Below are 15,585 nucleotides of genomic sequence, written 5' to 3' on the forward strand. Positions count from 1 at the left end.
CCCCGCGTCAAGGAGGCTCGCAGCGTGCCGTGCGTCGGGGAGGGTGTGCCGGACCGACTCGTGGGTAGGCTCAGTCGGCATGGAGCACCAGGTGTACGTCCCGGCCCCGGCCTCGCGGCTCAGGGAGGCGCTGGCCGACCCCGCGCGGGTCGCCCGGGCGGTTCCCGGCCTCCAGCAGGACGCGGGCGCCGACCCCGGTACCGGCCGCCTCAAGGTCCGCATCGGCAGCCACTCGATCACCTACCGCGGTTCCCTGCGCGTGAGCCCCCACGACGACGGTTCGTACGCGGTCGACGGTGACGCCACCGAGGCCCGCGGCACCGGCACGGTGAAGCTGGCGCTGACCTTCCGCCTCGCGGAGACGGGCGAGGGGTGCACGGTCACGGTGACCGGTACGGCCTCCGCCGACGGGCGGGTCGCGGAGCTGCCGGCGGAGGCGGTCCAGGCGGCGGGGACGAGGCTGCTGGGCCGTTTCGCGGAGGGGCTGGGGGAGGCGCCTGCCGCCGGACCGGCCTCGGTCTTCGAGACGGCGGTCCCGCCGCCGTCCCTGGCACCGGAACCGGAGCCGGAAGCGGTGGCGGAGCCGGTGAGCGAGCCGGTGAGCGAGCCGGTCGTGGAGCCGCTGCCCGAGATCTTCGCCGAGGCGGCGCACGCGCGGCGGACGATGATCGGCCGCAGTGCGGAGGAGGTGGACCACGCGCCGCCGAGGGGGCGGTACGCGCCGGTCCCGGCGCCGCAGACGGTGGCCGGGGCGTCGGCCCTGCGCTGGGCCGCGCCGGCGGCGGCACTGGCACTCGCGTCGGCGATCGTGGTGACGAGGGCGCTGCGCAGGCGCCGCTGACCCGGCCGACGCGGGGGTGGTGACACTCACCGGCGCTTGCAGGGTGCCGCTGTAGAACGCGGCTGGGCAGCGCCCCGAAAGGGGCGCGGGGAACTGCGCGACCAGCCCCCACCGGCCCGCGGCCGAACCCCGGCACCCACCCACCCGCACCCGAAACCCGGCGCGCCGTGGCCTCCCCACTACTCTCATCCCGTGAGTAACGAAGACATCACGCTGACCGCAGGCGACGCCACCCTCCACCTGCACCCCGGCAACGGCGGCCGGATCGCCGGACTCGAGGTCGGACCCCTCGAACTCCTCCGGCAGGGCGACCGTTTCGGCTGCTTCCCGATGGTTCCCTGGTGCGGCCGGATCCGGGACGGCCGTTTCCTCGACGGCGCCACCGTCGTCCAGATGCCCCTCAACTCCCCGCCGCACGCCATCCACGGCACCGCCCGCGACGGAGCCTGGCGCACCGCGCGCGTCTCGGCGGACGAGGCCGTCATCACGCGTGAACTCGGCGCCCCCTGGCCGCACTCCGCCCGCGTCACCCACGTCGTCCAGCTCGCCGAGGACTCCCTGACGCTGACGATGTCCGTGGAGACGTACGAGGACTCCTTCCCGGCGCAGATCGGCTGGCACCCCTGGTTCAACCGGAACCTCGGCGGCCAGGACGTCCAGGTGGACTTCGCGCCCGCCTGGCAGGAGGAGCGCGGCGCGGACCACCTGCCCACCGGCAACCGTATCGACCCGAAGCCCGGCCCCTGGGACGACTGCTTCGGCATGCCCGACGGCGTCGACGTCACCCTCACCTGGCCGGGGCAGCTGGAGCTGAAGGTCGCCAGCCGCGAGCAGTGGGTCGTCGTCTACGACGAGCAGGCGGAGGCCGTCTGCGTGGAGCCGCAGACCGGGCCGCCCAACGGGCTGAACACACTGCCCCGGCTCGTCACGCCCCTGGAGCCGCTGGAAGCCACGACCACCTGGACGTGGACGCGCCTCTAAGCTGGTCGGCATGAGCGACGTACGTGCTGAGCTGCTGCAACAGATCAAGGACAAGGCCGTGGTGCACGGCAGGGTGACCCTGTCGTCGGGGCTGGAGGCCGACTACTACATCGACCTCCGCCGCGTCACCCTCGACGGCGAGGCCGCCCCGCTGGTCGGCCAGGTGCTGTTGGACCTGACCGCCGACCTGGACTTCGACGCCGTCGGCGGCCTCACCATGGGCGCCGACCCGGTCGCCGGCGCCATGCTGCACGCCGCCGCCGCCCGCGGAAAGCGGCTCGACGCCTTCGTCGTACGCAAGGCGGCGAAGGCGCACGGCATGCAGCGCCGTGTCGAGGGCCCGGAGATCAAGGGCCGCCGTGTCCTGGTCGTCGAGGACACCTCCACCACCGGCGGCTCCCCGCTCACCGCCGTCGAGGCGGTGCGCGAGGCCGGCGCCGAGGTCGTCGCGGTCGCCACCATCGTGGACCGCGCCACCGGCGCCGCCGAGAAGATCCAGGAGGGCGCCGGGGTGCCGTACCTGTTCGCCTTCTCGAAGGATGAACTGGGACTGGACTGAACAGCGGGTTGACGACTGGGATTGACCCGGATTTGACCGGCGCGTGGAGCATCGGTTCATGTCTGGAAAGATGGGGACGACGATGACGTCGCCCCCAAGGTCTAGGTCAGGGCCGTAAGAAAACAGCAGTACGCCGACCCGCACACTCAAGGAGCGGACAATGCCCATCGCAACCCCCGAGGTCTACAACGAGATGCTCGACCGGGCGAAGGCAGGCAAGTTCGCCTACCCGGCCATCAACGTCACCTCGACCCAGACCCTGCACGCGGCGCTGCGCGGCTTCGCGGAGGCGGAGAGCGACGGCATCGTCCAGATCTCCACGGGTGGTGCCGAGTTCCTGGGCGGCCAGTACAAGAAGGACATGGTCACCGGTGCGGTGGCGCTCGCCGAGTTCGCGCACGTCGTCGCCGAGAAGTACCCGGTGAACGTCGCGCTGCACACGGACCACTGCCCGAAGGACAAGCTCGACGGGTACGTCCGTCCGCTGCTCGCGATCTCCGAGGAGCGGGTGAAGAACGGCCGCAACCCGCTCTTCCAGTCCCACATGTGGGACGGCTCCGCCGAGACCCTCGCCGACAACCTGGCCATCGCGCAGGAGCTCCTGGAGCAGGCCCGCCGCGCCAACATCATCCTCGAGGTCGAGATCACCCCGACCGGCGGCGAGGAGGACGGCGTCTCCCACGAGATCAACGACTCGCTGTACACGACCGTCGACGACGCGATCCGCACGGCCGAGGCGCTCGGCCTCGGCGAGAAGGGCCGCTACCTGCTCGCCGCCTCCTTCGGCAACGTGCACGGCGTGTACAAGCCGGGCAACGTCGTGCTCCGCCCCGACCTGCTGAAGGAGCTGAGCGACGGCGTGGCCGCCAAGTTCGGCAAGCAGTCGCCGTTCGACTTCGTCTTCCACGGCGGCTCCGGCTCCACCGAGCAGGAGATCCTGACCGCGCTGGAGAACGGCGTCGTGAAGATGAACCTCGACACCGACACCCAGTACGCCTTCACCCGTCCGGTCGCCGATCACATGTTCAAGAACTACGACGGCGTCCTGAAGGTCGACGGCGAGGTCGGTTCCAAGAAGACCTACGACCCGCGCACCTGGGGCAAGCTGGCCGAGGCCGGCATGGCCGCGCGCGTCGTCGAGGCAACGCAGAACCTGCGCTCGGCGGGCAACAAGATCAAGTAAGCCGCATTACGGTCAGGGCCCGGCGTTCGTCTGTCTACGGCGCCGGGTCCGCTGTATACCTGGAACCATGCCCGACGTCCGGATCGCCTCAGCCCAGGGCAAGTGGATCCTGATCACCACCGTCCTCGGCTCCAGCATGGCGCTGCTGGACTCGACGGTCGTCAACGTCGCCCTGCCCCGCATCGGCGACGACCTGGACGCGAGTCTGTCCGCGCTGCAGTGGACGATCAACGCGTACATGCTGACGCTGGCCGGCCTGATCCTGCTCGGCGGCTCGCTGGGCGACCAGTACGGCCGCCGGAAGATCTTCGTGATCGGGGTCGTCTGGTTCGCGGCCGCCTCCCTGATGTGCGGCCTGGCCCCGACCGACGCCGTCCTGATCGGCGCCCGCGCCCTCCAGGGCATCGGCGGCGCCCTCCTCACGCCCGGCTCCCTGGCCCTCATCCAGGCCTCCTTCCACCCCGACGACCGGGCCCGCGCGGTCGGCCTGTGGTCCGGCTTCGGCGGCATCGGCGCGGCGGTGGGGCCCTTCCTCGGCGGCTGGCTGGTGGACGGCCCCGGCTGGCGCTGGGTGTTCCTCCTCAACGTCCCGCTGGCCCTGCTCTGCGTCCCCGTCGCCCTGCGCCACGTCCCCGAGTCCGCCGACGGCCGCGCCCACGGCCGCTTCGACATCCTCGGCGCGGTGCTGGGCGCCCTGGCCCTCGGCCTGGTGACCTTCGCACTGATCGAGGCCGGGACCACCTCGCTGCTCGCCGTCGCGGGCGTCGCGGCCGGCGTGGCCTTCGTGTACGTCGAGAAGCGCCGCCAGGACCCGATGCTGCCGCTGGACATCTTCGCGTCCCGCCAGTTCACGGCACTGAACATCGTCACCCTGTGCGTGTACGGCGCGTTCGGCGGCTACTTCTTCCTCACCGCGCTCCAACTCCAGGTGGTGGCGGGCTACTCGGCCCTGGCCGCCGGCACCGCCCTGCTGCCGACGACGGCCCTGATGCTGCTCTTCTCGGCCCGCTCGGGTGCCCTCGCCGACCGCATCGGCCCACGCATCCCGCTCACGGTGGGTCCGCTGCTGTGCGCGACCGCGATGCTCCTGATGCTGCGCGTCGGCGAACACGCGAACTACCTGACCGACGTCCTCCCCGCGGTCCTGGTGCAGGGCGTCGGCATGGTCACCCTGGTGGCCCCGCTCACCGCCTCCGTCCTCGCCTCCGTGGACACGGCCCGGGCGGGCGTCGCCAGCGGCATCAACAACGCGGCGGCCCGCGCCGCCAGCCTGATCGCGGTGGCGGCGCTGCCGCTGCTCGCCGGGATGGGCCCGGAGGCTTACCGGTCGCCCTCGGCGTTCGACGCCGCGTTCCACCGGGCCATGCCCATCTGCGCCGGCGTCCTGGTGGTCGGCTCGGCCCTGGCGTTCGCCATGGTCCGCCGGCCGGCCCCGGGCTGTGTACGCCCGGAGTGCCGCACCCACGGGAACGTGACCTCGCCGCCGATCGAGGCGAAGGGCGGCTAGGCGCTCCGTTGGAGGTGCGGTGAGCTGCCGTCTGCCGTCTGCCGTCTGCCGTCTGCCGTCTGCCGTATGTCGACGGCGGCGGCGTCGTGGCTGGTCGCGCAGTTGCTCCCCCGGCCTTCGGCCGGGGGAGCCCCCAGCGCCCCTGCCGGGGCGCTGCATTCACTGGAAGGGCTGGAGGCTACTGGCGGCGGTGGAGCAGGGTGGTGCGCAGGTCGTGTTCGGTGATCTGGTCGGCGGGGCGGTGGAGTGTCCAGCGATGGGCCGCGCCGCCGTCCATGGGCAGTACCTCGACGACGGTCTCCAGCGGCGGGCGCCCGCGTGGGTCACGGCTGAGCTGGCGGATGACGACGGCGGTGTCGTCGTCCAGGCCGAGCAGGACGCGCACGGTGTCCCTCAGTTCGCGCAGCCGCGGGCTCGGCCACGCGCTGCCCGGGCGTGGTTCCAGGGGCGTGGAAGGTGCCTGCTTCCGTCCGGCCGCGGTCGAGGCCAGCTGCCAGGCCGCGAGGAACAGCAGGGTGCCGGTCTCGGCGAGCAGGCTGAGGCCGGCCTGCGGCGCGGGCTGCAGTCCGTGCTCGGTGAAGCCGAAGAGGCCGACCGTGCGCGAGGCCGCGAAGCCGCCGAGGGCACCGGCCGCGACGCCGGCCGCGGCGGCCCTCAGCAGCAGGGGTGGCGTCCCCGCCGCCAGCAGGACCGCGAGGGCGAAGGAGGCGCCGGCCTGGAGGAGGAACAGGGGGCCGATGACGTGTACGTAGCGGTACCCGTCGACGTACAGCTGGGCGTGGAGGTATCCGCCGGCGGCGAGGGTGCCGGCGGTCGCCCACCGCAGGGCGGGGACGAGGAGCCTTCGGTGGTTCATGCCAGCCTCTCATCCTTGACGGCCAGTTCGCGGTCGCCCTGGCGGTAGCCGACACTGCGGATGCCGAGCGCGGCCTTGAGCTGCCGCGCGGGGACGACCTGCGGGGTGGGGGCGGGGGCACGACCCGGTTTGGGCAGGGGGTAGGCGGTGGTGGTGGCGGAGTGGAAGGTGATGTTGCCCTCGGTCTTCGTGAACAACTGGTGGACGTGCCCGTTGAGGCAGGTGACGGAGGAGAACCGGCGCAGCAGGGCGATGACCTTGAGGGCGTCGTCGGTGCTCCAGCCCCACTTCGGGTACATGGCGAACAGCGGGATGTGGCTGAAGACCACGACGGGGGTGTCCGAGGACAGCCCGGCGAGGTCCTTGCGGACGAAGTCGATCTGAGCGTTGCCGAGGTGGCCGAGCTTCTCCAGGCTCAGGGTGTTGACCAGGGCGATGAAGTGCACGCCGTGGGTGTCGAAGCTGTACCAGCCGTCGCCGAGCGTGCCCGCGCCGAAGGTCCGCCGGTAGGCGCGGCCCGCGTCGCCGATGGAGTCGTGCTCGCCCGGCACGGTGAAGACCCGGTCCGTTTTCAGCCCCGACATCATGTGCTTGACCTGGTCGAACTGCCCGGCCGTGGACAGGTGGGTCAGGTCGCCGCTGTGCATGACGAAGTCCGGCCGGAATCCGAGCGAGTTGACCTGGTTCACCGCTTCGGTGAAGGACCCGGCCACGTCCGTGTTCGCCGGGCCCTGGAACCCGATGTGGCTGTCGGAGATCTGCACGAACCGCAGCGTGCCGCTGCCCGCCGCGGCGGCGTTGGCGGCACCGGCGGCGCCCGTCGCACCTGTGGCATCCGTGGCGTTCTCGGCCGCGGAGCTCCGGGAGCCGGCGATCTGGCTGATCACCTCTCCGCCGGCCACGGTCAGCACCACCGCGCCGCCGAACCACCCGGCGTGCCGCATGAGCTGGCGACGCGTCATGCCGTGTTCGGTGGCGGGCTCACGGGGTTCACCGGCTTCGTCGTAAGCGTCGTAAGCGTCGTAATCGTCGTAGGCGGTCATCGTGTCACCTCCACGGTGGCGGTCATGAACGGATGGATGGTGCAGAGGTAGGCGTAGGTGCCGGCCTTGGTGAACGTGTGGCTGTAGGTGGCGTGGGTGCCCAGGGCGGCGGAGTGCAGCGGACCGCCCGGTCCGGTGCTGGTGACGGTGTGGGCGTCGGTGTCCTCGTTGGTCCAGGTCACCGTCGTACCCACCGGCACCTTCAGCGTGGCCGGCGCGAAGGCGAAGTTCTTGATCGCGACGGCGGTCCCGCTCACCGGCCTGCCCGTGCCCGGCCGGCTCGCGGGCATGTTCATGTTGGGCATGTTCATGGTGGGCATCGACGAGGAGTGCGGCGACGAGGAGGGGGGCGACGAGGAGTGGGGTGGCCCGCCGCACGCGCTGAGCAGCCCCAGCGTGCCGGCGGTGGCGACGGCGGCGAGGGCCAGCCCGGCCGCGGTGCGTGGTCGTCGGCCTCGGGTGCGGAAGTCCGGGGGGTGGTGTGTCCGGTTCACGTCTGATCCGTCCTTTGCTCGCGTAGGTCGGTCCTTGTCCGGCTCCACGGACGGCAGCGGTCAGACGGTTCGGTATATATACACTTTTGCGGAATTTCTTCGCGGCAGGGCGGGCCCGCGATGGCACGGAGCGCCGAACGCATCGCGCTCTGCGTTACGGGACAAAGCAGTACATGTGAGCGATCATCGACTTATGCCCCGGAGTTTCCGAAAACGTGATCCAAGGGTTGATCCGGATCGCTCCGCGAGCCGTGTCTCCGGTAGAGGAACGCTTTCGACCGCGGACGAGGAGCTGCTGCGCACTCTGTACGCGGAGCACGCAGGGCCCCTGTTCCACTACGTGCTGCGACTGACATCGGGAGATCGCCAATGGGCGGAGGACGTGGTCCAGGAGACCCTGCTGCGGGCCTGGCAGCACCCCGCCGCGTTCGAGCCCGCACGCGGCCCGGCCCGTGCCTGGCTGTGCACGGTCGCCCGGCATCTGGTCATCGACGCCCACCGGGCCCGGCAGGCCAGGCCGGCCGAGGCCGGCGGCGAGGCCCTGGAGCGGGCCGCGGAGCAGACGCCGGGCGAGGACGAGATCGAGCAGGCACTGCAGAGCTGGGCGGTTGCCGACGCCCTCCGGGCGTTGTCCCCGGATCACCGCGCGGTGCTGCTGGAGACCTACTACCGGGGGCGGACCATGGCGGAGGCCGCAGAGGTGCTGCGCATTCCGCTGGGCACCGTGAAGTCACGCACGTACTACGCCCTGCACGCCCTGCGGCTGGCGCTCCAGGAGCGGGGGATCGAGCCGTGACCGTGATGTGCGGGAGGTGGTGACCGTGGGTGCGGAGCACGACGCCCTGCGGCTGGCGCTGGGTGGATACGTCCTGGGCACACTGCCCCCCGCGGAGACGGAACGGATGCGGGTCCACCTCGCGGAATGCGACGAGTGCCGGGCCGAACACGCCCGGCTGGCGGGACTGCCCGCGCTGCTGGCGACGGTAACCGCGGCCGAGGCCGAGGCCACGGGCCGGATCATGCCGACGGCCGACGGCGACCTGGCCGACCGGCTGGTGGCCCAGGCGGCCGAGAGCGCACAGCTCTCCTCGCCCGTACCGCCCGTACCGCCCGTGGCGGCGCCGCAGGCACCGGGGGCAGCGCAGACGGGGGTTCTGGAGAGCCTGCTCCAGCGGGCGGCGGCCCGGCGGCGCAGGAGCCGCCGCATGCAACTGGCGGGCGCCGCCGCTTCCCTGGCGTTCGTCGCGGCAGCGGCCGGCGGCACGTGGCTGGCCACGGTCGGAACCGTGACCAGCCAGGCGACGCCGCCCGGCGCGACCGCACCGGTCGCCTCGCGCACGTTCTCCGGAAGCGACCCCACGACCGGCGTCACCGCCTCGGTGCGGGTCTACCCCTCCGCCTGGGGGAGTGTCCTCCAGGTCCACGCCAAGGGGGCGCCCGCCGGAATCACCTGCCGGCTCCAGGCCGTCGGGCCCGGCGGCAAGAGGGCGGACGGCGCCACCTGGCGGGCGGGCGAATACCCTCCGGGCACCACGGTCCAAGGGGCGGTCGACATGTCCCCGGGGGCCATCCAGCACTTCGAGATCCTCGCGGGCGACGGCCAGAAACTGGTCACCATCCGGTCGTGAGGTGCTCAGGCCGCGCCGTCACCGGAGGTCTCTGCCCGAGCTAGCGAAAAAAGTCACAAAAGGCGCGAAGTGCTCGAACCGTCGGACATGTGCCGTCCGTGGAACTGAATGAGCGCGCCACTGCAGGACCGGTACACCGACCCTCCCGACGCCGTCGGCGGTCTCTCCCCATCCCGGTCTCCGCACCTCCACGGAAGAGCCAGAAGACCATGTTCGTGACCGATTCGCCCCGCCCGAGTTCACTGCCCGGCGAGCCCTGCCGCCACCAGGCGCTGCTGACCCTGCCCGCGCAGGAGGCGCACGTCCCCGCCGCCCGTCACTTCGCGGCCGATCTGCTGGAGACCTGGAGCGTGCCCGCGAGCGAGCGGGACTCCGCCGTCCTCATCGTGGACGAACTCGCCGCCAACGCCGCCCAGTACGGCCGTGAGCGCATGACCCTGTCGCTCGTCCTCGACCACGGCACCCTGCACATCGTGGTCACCGACTCCGGCATGACGGTGGAGCGCCGGCGCCGCGACACGGCACCCGACGAGCACGGCCGTGGCACCGGCATCGTCCAGTACCTCGCCCAGTCGACCGAGATCCACCAGACCCGCGGCGGCCGCGAGGTCCGTGCCTGCCTGAGGTGTTCGGCATGACCGGCCCCCGCGCCACCGGCGCTACCGGCGTTCCGGACGAGCCGCGGCACCCGGTCACCGCACGACCCGGCGGGCGGCCCCTCGCGACCCACAAACCGTGCCCCGTCGACGACTGCCCGGGACCGGCCCGGGGCCACGAAGCGGCATCGTGCCGACGCTGCGGCACCGGCCCCCGTGTCTACGCGGACGCGCCCGACCTGCGCCGCGAGATGCACCGGCTGCTCGCCCTCGGGGCCGAACGCGACGGTCGCCAGGCCGGGCCCGGGACCGGCCCCCCGGCCGACGGGATGGCCGCCGAGCGGGCCTGGCTGCTGCGCCGGGCGGCCCTCATGGACCGGATGGCCCTGGGCGGCGGCTCCGGCCCGGCCGCGGCCGCCGCGGAGACCGCCGAGCAACTCGTCAGGTACGACCGCCGCCATCCCGGCCTCGTGGCCGGCCCGTACCACCCCGACGCGATCACGCTCGCCCGCAGGCGCCTGCTCTACGTCCGCCAGGAGTACGCCGCCTGGACGGCCGCCGGGTGCCCCGGAACCTGAACCGCCCCCGCTGCCCGCGGCGCGGCTATCCGTGCAGCTCGGTGTAGGCCTCCGCGCTGCTGTCCTTCAGGAACTGCCAGCACCGCTCGTTCTCGTCCTTCTCGCCGATCTCACCGGCGGCACGGGCGAGCGCGGCGAGGCAGCGCAGGAAGCCCCGGTTGGCCCGGTGCTCCCAGGGCACGGGGCCGTGCCCCTTCCACCCGGCGCGGCGCAGGGCGTCAAGACCGCGGTGGTAGCCGGTGCGCGCGTAGGCGTACGACTCGACGACCGCGCCGCGCTCGAACGCCTCTTCGGCGAGCAGCGCCCAGGCCAGCGAGAAGGTCGGGAACTTCGCCGCCACCTCGACGGGAGCCAGCGACTCCTCGCCCAGCAGGCGGTACGCCTCTTCGTTCTCCGGCAGATACGTCGGCTCCGGGCCGCCGAGCAGGTTCGTGTGCGTCGTCATGGCGCAAGTCTGCCACCGCCGACAACCACATCCCGCGTCCCGCCGTCTTCCAGACCGCCCGTTCCGCGGGCGACGGCTGCCGCCACGGCAGGCAGGCGTGACGGCAGGCGTGATGACAGGCAAGCGTGACGCCTGGGGTGATGACAGGCAAGCGCGACGACAGGCAAGCGCGACGACAGGCAGGCGTGACGACAGGCAGGCGTGACGACAGGCAGGCGTGACGGCAGGGGGGAGCACACGTGCGGGAAACGATGCCCGGCGGGCAGCCGGTGGAGGCCGACGCCCTGGCCCGCTTCCTCACCGCGGACCCGGAGCAGTGGCCCCGGCTCGCCCCGCGGGTGACGGCGGCGGTCGGGATCCCGGCGCTGGAGCGGATCGTGCACGCCACGAACGCCAGGATCGGCGAGTTCGGCACCGTCACGGACGGCCCGGACGGGCTGATCGTGTCCGGCAGTGCGGGCCGGGTGCGGGCCTGGGCCCAGGCTGCCCCGGACGGCCGGCTCACCGCCCTGCGCATCGAGGGCGCCCGCTACACCCCGCCCCGGCGCCGGCTGCCCGCGCACCTCCCCTGGGCGGTCTGTCTCGTCCTGGTCGCCGCCTGGAACGTCCTGATCCTCTGGACGGCCGGCGACCGCACCGCCTGGACCTCCGACCTGGCCACCCTCGCCGCGTTCTACGTGGTCGTCGAGGGCTGCGGCGCGCCGGCGATGCAGCCCCGTGCCCTCAGACGGGCGGTCGAGGCGGGCGCGGTGGCCGCCCTCGCCTCGGCGTGGCGGCTGCCTGGGCTGCCGGCCGGGGCCGGCCTGTCCGGACTCGCCGTCGGGCTCGTCCTGCTCGCGGGCGCCGGGTGGCTGGTCACCGCCGCCCGGCTGCACCGCAGGCCCGCCCCGCTCTCCCGGCCGCTGCGATTCCCGCTGGAGGGCGCCTGGTACGTCGTACAGGGCGGCGGCCCGGCGGTGAACCACCACGCCCGGGTGCCGGAGCAGCGCGCCGCCCTCGACCTGGTCGCGCTCGGCCGGTACGGCACCCGTACCCGGCCCGGCCGCGAACTGACGGCGTACGCCGCCTACGGGCGGCCGGTCCGGTCCCCCTGCGACGGCACGGTGGTCTCCGCGGCCGACGGCATCGCCGACCAGCGCCCGGGGGAGATCCGCTACCAGCCGCCGTACGGCAACCACGTGTTCCTCGACACCGGCCGGGAGATCGTCAAACTCGCCCACCTGCGCCCCGGCTCGGTGACGGTGTCCGAGGGCGACACGGTCCGGGCCGGCCAGCTGCTCGGCGAGGTCGGCAACAGCGGCAACAGCACCGAGCCCCACCTGCACCTGCACGCGGAACGCGACGGGGTCGGGCTCGACCTGGCGTTCGAGGGGGTGTCCGGACGGCTGTACCGGGGGCGGACGGTCCGCGGCTGAGCGGTGGCCGCCGGACGGGCGCTCCCGACGGGCGGGCCTTGCCGTATCCGGGTTACGTTGCGGAAGATGCCGGTGGGGACCGGGGCCCCCGTGTCGGCATCGGCAGGGGCGGACCGCTACCCGGAGTACTACAGGAGACAGCGATGTCCCATGAGGCTCTCGAAAGCAACGAGCCCGAGACCCCGCATCTCGACTTCGCCGGCACGACGCCGTACGAGGACTACGTCAAGGCGGACGTGCTCACCCACCTCCAGCACACCCTCTCCGACGATCCCGGAGAGATGGTCTTCCTGGTCACGACCCAGGTGATGGAGCTGTGGTTCACCGTCATCGTCCACGAGTGGGAGACGGCCGCGGCGGCGCTGCGCCGCGACGACATCCCCACCGCGATCGCCGCGCTGAAGCGTTCCGTCCGCGAGCTGGAGGCGCTGAACGCCTCCTGGAGACCGCTCGGCCAGCTCACCCCGGCCCAGTTCAACTCCTACCGGTCCGCCCTCGGCGAGGGCTCCGGTTTCCAGTCGGCGATGTACCGGCGGATGGAGTTCCTGCTCGGCGAGAAGTCCGCGTCCATGCTCGTCCCGCACCGCGGCGCGCCGCGGGTCCACGCGGAACTGGAGAAGGCGCTGCACGAGCCGAGCCTGTACGACGAGGTGGTGCGGGTGCTGGGGCGGCGGGGGTATCCGATCCCGGAGGCGGAGCTGGTGGAACGTGACATATCACTGCCCTATACACCTTCCGAGGCCGTCGAGGCCGCCTGGACCGCCGTCTACTCGGGCGCCGAGGACGCCGACCTCGCCCGCCTCGGCGAGGCCCTGACCGACGTCGCCGAGCTCGTCTGGCGCTGGCGCAACGACCACCTGGTCGCCACCCGCCGCGCCATGGGCGCCAAGGCGGGCACCGGTGGCTCGGCCGGGGTCGCCTGGCTGGAGAAGCGCGCCCGCAAGAACGTGTTCCCGGAGCTGTGGACGGCGAGGTCCCATGTCTGAGCTGTCGGAGCTGTCGGAGCTGTCGGAGCTGTCCGAGCAGTCCGGGCGGGCCCTGAAGGCGGCGAAGCTGGACGCCGAGGACGAACTGGCCGGGGTGCGCGAGCGCTTCGTGCTCGACGAGGTCGTCTACCTGGACGGCAATTCGCTGGGCGCCCTGCCCGCGCACGTCCCCGGCCGCGTCGAGGACGTCGTCCGGCGCCAGTGGGGCGAGCTGCGGATCCGCTCCTGGGACGAGAGCGGCTGGTGGACGGCGCCGGAGCGGATCGGCGACCGGATCGCCCCGCTGGTCGGCGCGGCGGCCGGCCAGATCGTGGTCGGCGACTCGACAAGTGTCAACGTCTTCAAAGCACTTGTGGGTGCGGTACGGCTGGCGGGGGAGGGCCGTGACGAGATCCTGGTCGACGCGACGACCTTTCCCACGGACGGTTACATCGCCGAGTCGGCGGCCCGGCTGACGGGTTGCACCCTGCGCCCGTTGACGCCGGCCGAGGTCCCGGCGGCGCTCGGCGACCGTACCGCCGCCGTGCTCCTCAACCACGTCGACTACCGCACCGGACGCCTCCACGACCTGCCCGCCCTCACCGCCGCGGTCCACGCGGCCGGGGCGGTGTCCGTCTGGGACCTGTGCCACAGCGCGGGCGCGCTGCCGGTGGGCCTCGACGAGCACGGGGTCGACCTGGCGGTCGGCTGCACCTACAAGTACCTGAACGGCGGCCCGGGTTCACCGGCGTACCTGTACGTCCGGCGGGAGCTGCAGGACCGCTTCGACTCCCCGCTTCCCGGCTGGAACTCCCATGCGGAGCCCTTCGGGATGCGCCCGGCGTACGAACCGGCGGGCGGGGCGGTACGCGGTCGCGTCGGCACCCCGGACATCCTCTCCATGCTCGCCCTGGAGGCGGCGCTGGAGGTGTGGGAGGGGGTGCGGGTGGCGGCCGTACGCGCCAAGTCCCTCGCCCTGACGGACTTCTTCCTGGAGTGTGTCGAGGCGTACGTCCCGGCGGGCCGCGTCGAGTGCGTGACCCCGCCGGCCCACGAGGAGCGCGGCAGCCAGATCGCGCTGCGCTGCCCCGACGCCGGGGATGTGATGAGACGGCTGATCGAGCGGGGCGTGGTCGGCGACTTCCGGCACCCGGACGTGCTCCGCTTCGGCTTCACCCCGCTGTACGTCGGCTTCGCGGACGCGGAGCGGGCGGCGCGGGTGCTCGCGGAGGTCCTTGCGGAGGTGCCGGCGAATGGGTTGGCGGAGGGGCCGGAAGCGGCGGCGGGAGGCGCGGCGGGAGCGGCGCTCGCCTAGCGACATGCCGACATAGTGATCCCCGGGAAAGGGCCGGGACGGTACAGAACCGAGCAATCCTCACCGTGCGTGACATCCGCGTGTCCGCGCACGTCACGGGCCTGATACCGTCCCGGCCAACGGCCGAATTCCCCACCTGGTCCGCCAACATCATTACGTCGCTGAGAGGTTGGAGCATGCCGGACGACGCCGCAGCAGCCCGGGCCGCCGCCGAGGAGGAGTCGGCCTTCTCGCACCCGCACGTCGCGCCCGACGCCACGGCCGCCTACGGCGACCATCCCGACCAGGTGATCGACTTCTATGCCCCGCGTACCGAGGAGCCGCTGGCCCCGCTGGTGGTGGTCCTGCACGGTGGCGCGTGGCGTGCGCCGTACGACCGCGGCCACGTCACCCCCTTCGCCGACTACCTGGCCCGGCGCGGTTTCGCGGTGGCCAACGTCGAGTACCGGCGCGGTACGACGCTTCCCGCGCAGGGCGGTTCGGCCCCGGTGGCGGGCCGCTGGCCGGACACCTTCGACGACGTGGCGGCGGCGCTGGACGCCCTGCCCGGCCTGGTCCGCGAGGCGGTCCCGCGGGCGGACCTGCGCCGTACGGTCCTCACCGGCCACTCGGCCGGCGGCCACCTGGCGCTCTGGGCGGCGGCACGGCACGTCCTCCCGGTGGACGCCGCGTGGCGCACCGCCGGTCCGGCGCCCCTGCGCGGCGTCGTGGCCCTGGCCCCGATCGCGGACTTCGCGATGGCCGAGAAGCTGGACGTCTGCGGCAACGCGGCCCTGCAACTCCTGGGCGGCGACGAGAAGTTCGCCGACCGTCAGCCGTACGCCGACCCCGCGCTCCTGCTCCCGACCGGCATCGCGACCACCCTGGTCCAGGGCCGCACGGACGTGGTCGTCCCGCAGGCGGTCGCCGAGTCCTACGCGGACGCGGCGGCCAAGGCGGGCGAGGTGGTGGGCCTGACGCTCCTGGAGGAGGTCGGCCACTTCCCCCTCATCGACCCGGCCGCGGACGCCTGCGCGGTGGTGGCGGAGGAAATCGCCCAACTGGCCTGGTGACGGGCCGCCCCTGAGGGTTTCCCGGCATACCCGTAGTACCTGAGAGCTACTTCCCAGGTGAGCTCCCGGGCGGGACGCGAACGACGCGGTCCGGTCCGTAATTTCCCGATCAGAGCAGCCCGACGGC

At 72.8% G+C, this 15,585-nt stretch carries 17 protein-coding genes; 13 read left to right on the forward strand and 4 right to left on the reverse strand.

Features of this window, described 5'->3' with window-relative positions; all coding sequences use genetic code 11:
* Nucleotides 1-79 precede the first annotated feature (79 nt).
* The 5 genes from ACFY0K_RS32875 to ACFY0K_RS32895 all read left to right on the forward strand — a co-directional run bounded on the left by ACFY0K_RS32875 (nt 80) and on the right by ACFY0K_RS32895 (nt 5,071).
* Nucleotides 80-841: an SRPBCC family protein gene (locus ACFY0K_RS32875; RefSeq protein ID WP_390642869.1), complete on the forward strand. Its 762-nt coding sequence runs from the start codon at nt 80-82 to the stop codon at nt 839-841.
* 192 nt (nt 842-1,033) lie between these two features.
* Nucleotides 1,034-1,822: an aldose 1-epimerase gene (locus tag ACFY0K_RS32880; RefSeq protein ID WP_390642870.1), complete on the forward strand. Its 789-nt coding sequence runs from the start codon at nt 1,034-1,036 to the stop codon at nt 1,820-1,822.
* A gap of 10 nt (nt 1,823-1,832) precedes the next feature.
* Nucleotides 1,833-2,381, forward strand: coding sequence for an orotate phosphoribosyltransferase (gene pyrE / locus ACFY0K_RS32885; protein ID WP_390642871.1), 549 nt, complete (start codon nt 1,833-1,835; stop codon nt 2,379-2,381).
* 160 nt (nt 2,382-2,541) lie between these two features.
* Entirely contained in the window at nt 2,542-3,564 is a 1,023-nt protein-coding gene (gene fbaA / locus ACFY0K_RS32890) for a class II fructose-bisphosphate aldolase (protein ID WP_390642872.1), read from the forward strand.
* A gap of 67 nt (nt 3,565-3,631) precedes the next feature.
* Nucleotides 3,632-5,071: an MFS transporter gene (locus ACFY0K_RS32895; RefSeq protein ID WP_390642873.1), complete on the forward strand. Its 1,440-nt coding sequence runs from the start codon at nt 3,632-3,634 to the stop codon at nt 5,069-5,071.
* Nucleotides 5,072-5,249: 178 nt separating this feature from the next.
* On the opposite strand, the gene ACFY0K_RS32900 is transcribed toward ACFY0K_RS32895, so the two are convergent.
* The 3 genes from ACFY0K_RS32900 to ACFY0K_RS32910 are packed head-to-tail and all read right to left on the reverse strand — an operon-like array spanning nt 5,250 to nt 7,464.
* A complete protein-coding gene (locus ACFY0K_RS32900) occupies nt 5,250-5,927 on the reverse strand; it encodes a hypothetical protein (protein WP_390642874.1) in 678 nt (225 codons plus the stop codon).
* Nucleotides 5,924-6,970 (reverse strand): metallophosphoesterase family protein, encoded by a 1,047-nt coding sequence (locus tag ACFY0K_RS32905; protein ID WP_390642875.1) that lies wholly within the window; start codon nt 6,968-6,970, stop codon nt 5,924-5,926. Before ACFY0K_RS32905 ends, ACFY0K_RS32900 begins: the two co-directional genes overlap by 4 nt.
* Nucleotides 6,967-7,464 (reverse strand): cupredoxin family copper-binding protein, encoded by a 498-nt coding sequence (locus ACFY0K_RS32910; protein ID WP_390642876.1) that lies wholly within the window; start codon nt 7,462-7,464, stop codon nt 6,967-6,969. Before ACFY0K_RS32910 ends, ACFY0K_RS32905 begins: the two co-directional genes overlap by 4 nt.
* A gap of 193 nt (nt 7,465-7,657) precedes the next feature.
* Here ACFY0K_RS32910 and ACFY0K_RS32915 point away from each other — a divergent pair, with 193 nt between their 5' ends.
* From ACFY0K_RS32915 to ACFY0K_RS32930, 4 genes are all read left to right on the forward strand, one after another.
* Nucleotides 7,658-8,260 (forward strand): sigma-70 family RNA polymerase sigma factor, encoded by a 603-nt coding sequence (locus tag ACFY0K_RS32915; protein ID WP_390642877.1) that lies wholly within the window; start codon nt 7,658-7,660, stop codon nt 8,258-8,260.
* Between the two features lie 25 nt (nt 8,261-8,285).
* A complete protein-coding gene (locus tag ACFY0K_RS32920; RefSeq protein ID WP_390642878.1) occupies nt 8,286-9,092 on the forward strand; it encodes a zf-HC2 domain-containing protein in 807 nt (268 codons plus the stop codon).
* Nucleotides 9,093-9,301: 209 nt separating this feature from the next.
* Nucleotides 9,302-9,730 (forward strand): ATP-binding protein, encoded by a 429-nt coding sequence (locus tag ACFY0K_RS32925; RefSeq protein WP_382720488.1) that lies wholly within the window; start codon nt 9,302-9,304, stop codon nt 9,728-9,730.
* The gene (locus tag ACFY0K_RS32930) at nt 9,727-10,266 is read left to right on the forward strand and encodes a hypothetical protein (RefSeq protein ID WP_390642879.1); all 540 of its coding nucleotides are present in this window, start codon (nt 9,727-9,729) and stop codon (nt 10,264-10,266) included. Before ACFY0K_RS32925 ends, ACFY0K_RS32930 begins: the two co-directional genes overlap by 4 nt.
* 25 nt (nt 10,267-10,291) lie before the next feature.
* On the opposite strand, the gene ACFY0K_RS32935 is transcribed toward ACFY0K_RS32930, so the two are convergent.
* Nucleotides 10,292-10,711, reverse strand: coding sequence for a DUF3151 domain-containing protein (locus tag ACFY0K_RS32935; protein WP_390642880.1), 420 nt, complete (start codon nt 10,709-10,711; stop codon nt 10,292-10,294).
* A gap of 239 nt (nt 10,712-10,950) precedes the next feature.
* Between ACFY0K_RS32935 and ACFY0K_RS32940 the strand changes: the two genes are divergently transcribed.
* The 4 genes from ACFY0K_RS32940 to ACFY0K_RS32955 all read left to right on the forward strand — a co-directional run bounded on the left by ACFY0K_RS32940 (nt 10,951) and on the right by ACFY0K_RS32955 (nt 15,458).
* Nucleotides 10,951-12,126 (forward strand): M23 family metallopeptidase, encoded by a 1,176-nt coding sequence (locus ACFY0K_RS32940; RefSeq protein WP_390642881.1) that lies wholly within the window; start codon nt 10,951-10,953, stop codon nt 12,124-12,126.
* A gap of 143 nt (nt 12,127-12,269) precedes the next feature.
* On the forward strand, nt 12,270-13,112 hold the full coding sequence (locus ACFY0K_RS32945) for a tryptophan 2,3-dioxygenase family protein (RefSeq protein ID WP_390642882.1): 843 nt from the start codon (nt 12,270-12,272) through the stop codon (nt 13,110-13,112).
* Nucleotides 13,105-14,406, forward strand: a complete 1,302-nt coding sequence (kynU, locus tag ACFY0K_RS32950; RefSeq protein WP_390642883.1) for a kynureninase — start codon at nt 13,105-13,107, stop codon at nt 14,404-14,406. Before ACFY0K_RS32945 ends, kynU begins: the two co-directional genes overlap by 8 nt.
* A 176-nt stretch (nt 14,407-14,582) precedes the next feature.
* Entirely contained in the window at nt 14,583-15,458 is an 876-nt protein-coding gene (locus ACFY0K_RS32955; protein ID WP_390642884.1) for an alpha/beta hydrolase, read from the forward strand.
* Nucleotides 15,459-15,585 lie beyond the last annotated feature (127 nt).

The organism is Streptomyces sp. NPDC001507 (assembly GCF_042894765.1).
Lineage (GTDB): Bacteria > Actinomycetota > Actinomycetes > Streptomycetales > Streptomycetaceae > Streptomyces.

Excerpts from the sequence above, each read along its gene's own strand:
- ACFY0K_RS32875 (WP_390642869.1), top strand. The coding sequence starts at position 80 with ATGGAGCACCAGGTGTACGTCCCGGCCCCGGCCTCGCGGCTCAGGGAG.
- pyrE (WP_390642871.1), top strand. The coding sequence starts at position 1,833 with ATGAGCGACGTACGTGCTGAGCTGCTGCAACAGATCAAGGACAAGGCC.
- fbaA (WP_390642872.1), top strand. The coding sequence starts at position 2,542 with ATGCCCATCGCAACCCCCGAGGTCTACAACGAGATGCTCGACCGGGCG.
- ACFY0K_RS32895 (WP_390642873.1), top strand. The coding sequence starts at position 3,632 with ATGCCCGACGTCCGGATCGCCTCAGCCCAGGGCAAGTGGATCCTGATC.
- ACFY0K_RS32900 (WP_390642874.1), bottom strand. The coding sequence starts at position 5,927 with ATGAACCACCGAAGGCTCCTCGTCCCCGCCCTGCGGTGGGCGACCGCC.
- ACFY0K_RS32905 (WP_390642875.1), bottom strand. The coding sequence starts at position 6,970 with ATGACCGCCTACGACGATTACGACGCTTACGACGCTTACGACGAAGCC.
- ACFY0K_RS32915 (WP_390642877.1), top strand. The coding sequence starts at position 7,658 with ATGCCCCGGAGTTTCCGAAAACGTGATCCAAGGGTTGATCCGGATCGC.
- ACFY0K_RS32925 (WP_382720488.1), top strand. The coding sequence starts at position 9,302 with ATGTTCGTGACCGATTCGCCCCGCCCGAGTTCACTGCCCGGCGAGCCC.
- ACFY0K_RS32930 (WP_390642879.1), top strand. The coding sequence starts at position 9,727 with ATGACCGGCCCCCGCGCCACCGGCGCTACCGGCGTTCCGGACGAGCCG.
- ACFY0K_RS32935 (WP_390642880.1), bottom strand. The coding sequence starts at position 10,711 with ATGACGACGCACACGAACCTGCTCGGCGGCCCGGAGCCGACGTATCTG.
- ACFY0K_RS32945 (WP_390642882.1), top strand. The coding sequence starts at position 12,270 with ATGTCCCATGAGGCTCTCGAAAGCAACGAGCCCGAGACCCCGCATCTC.
- kynU (WP_390642883.1), top strand. The coding sequence starts at position 13,105 with ATGTCTGAGCTGTCGGAGCTGTCGGAGCTGTCGGAGCTGTCCGAGCAG.
- ACFY0K_RS32955 (WP_390642884.1), top strand. The coding sequence starts at position 14,583 with ATGCCGGACGACGCCGCAGCAGCCCGGGCCGCCGCCGAGGAGGAGTCG.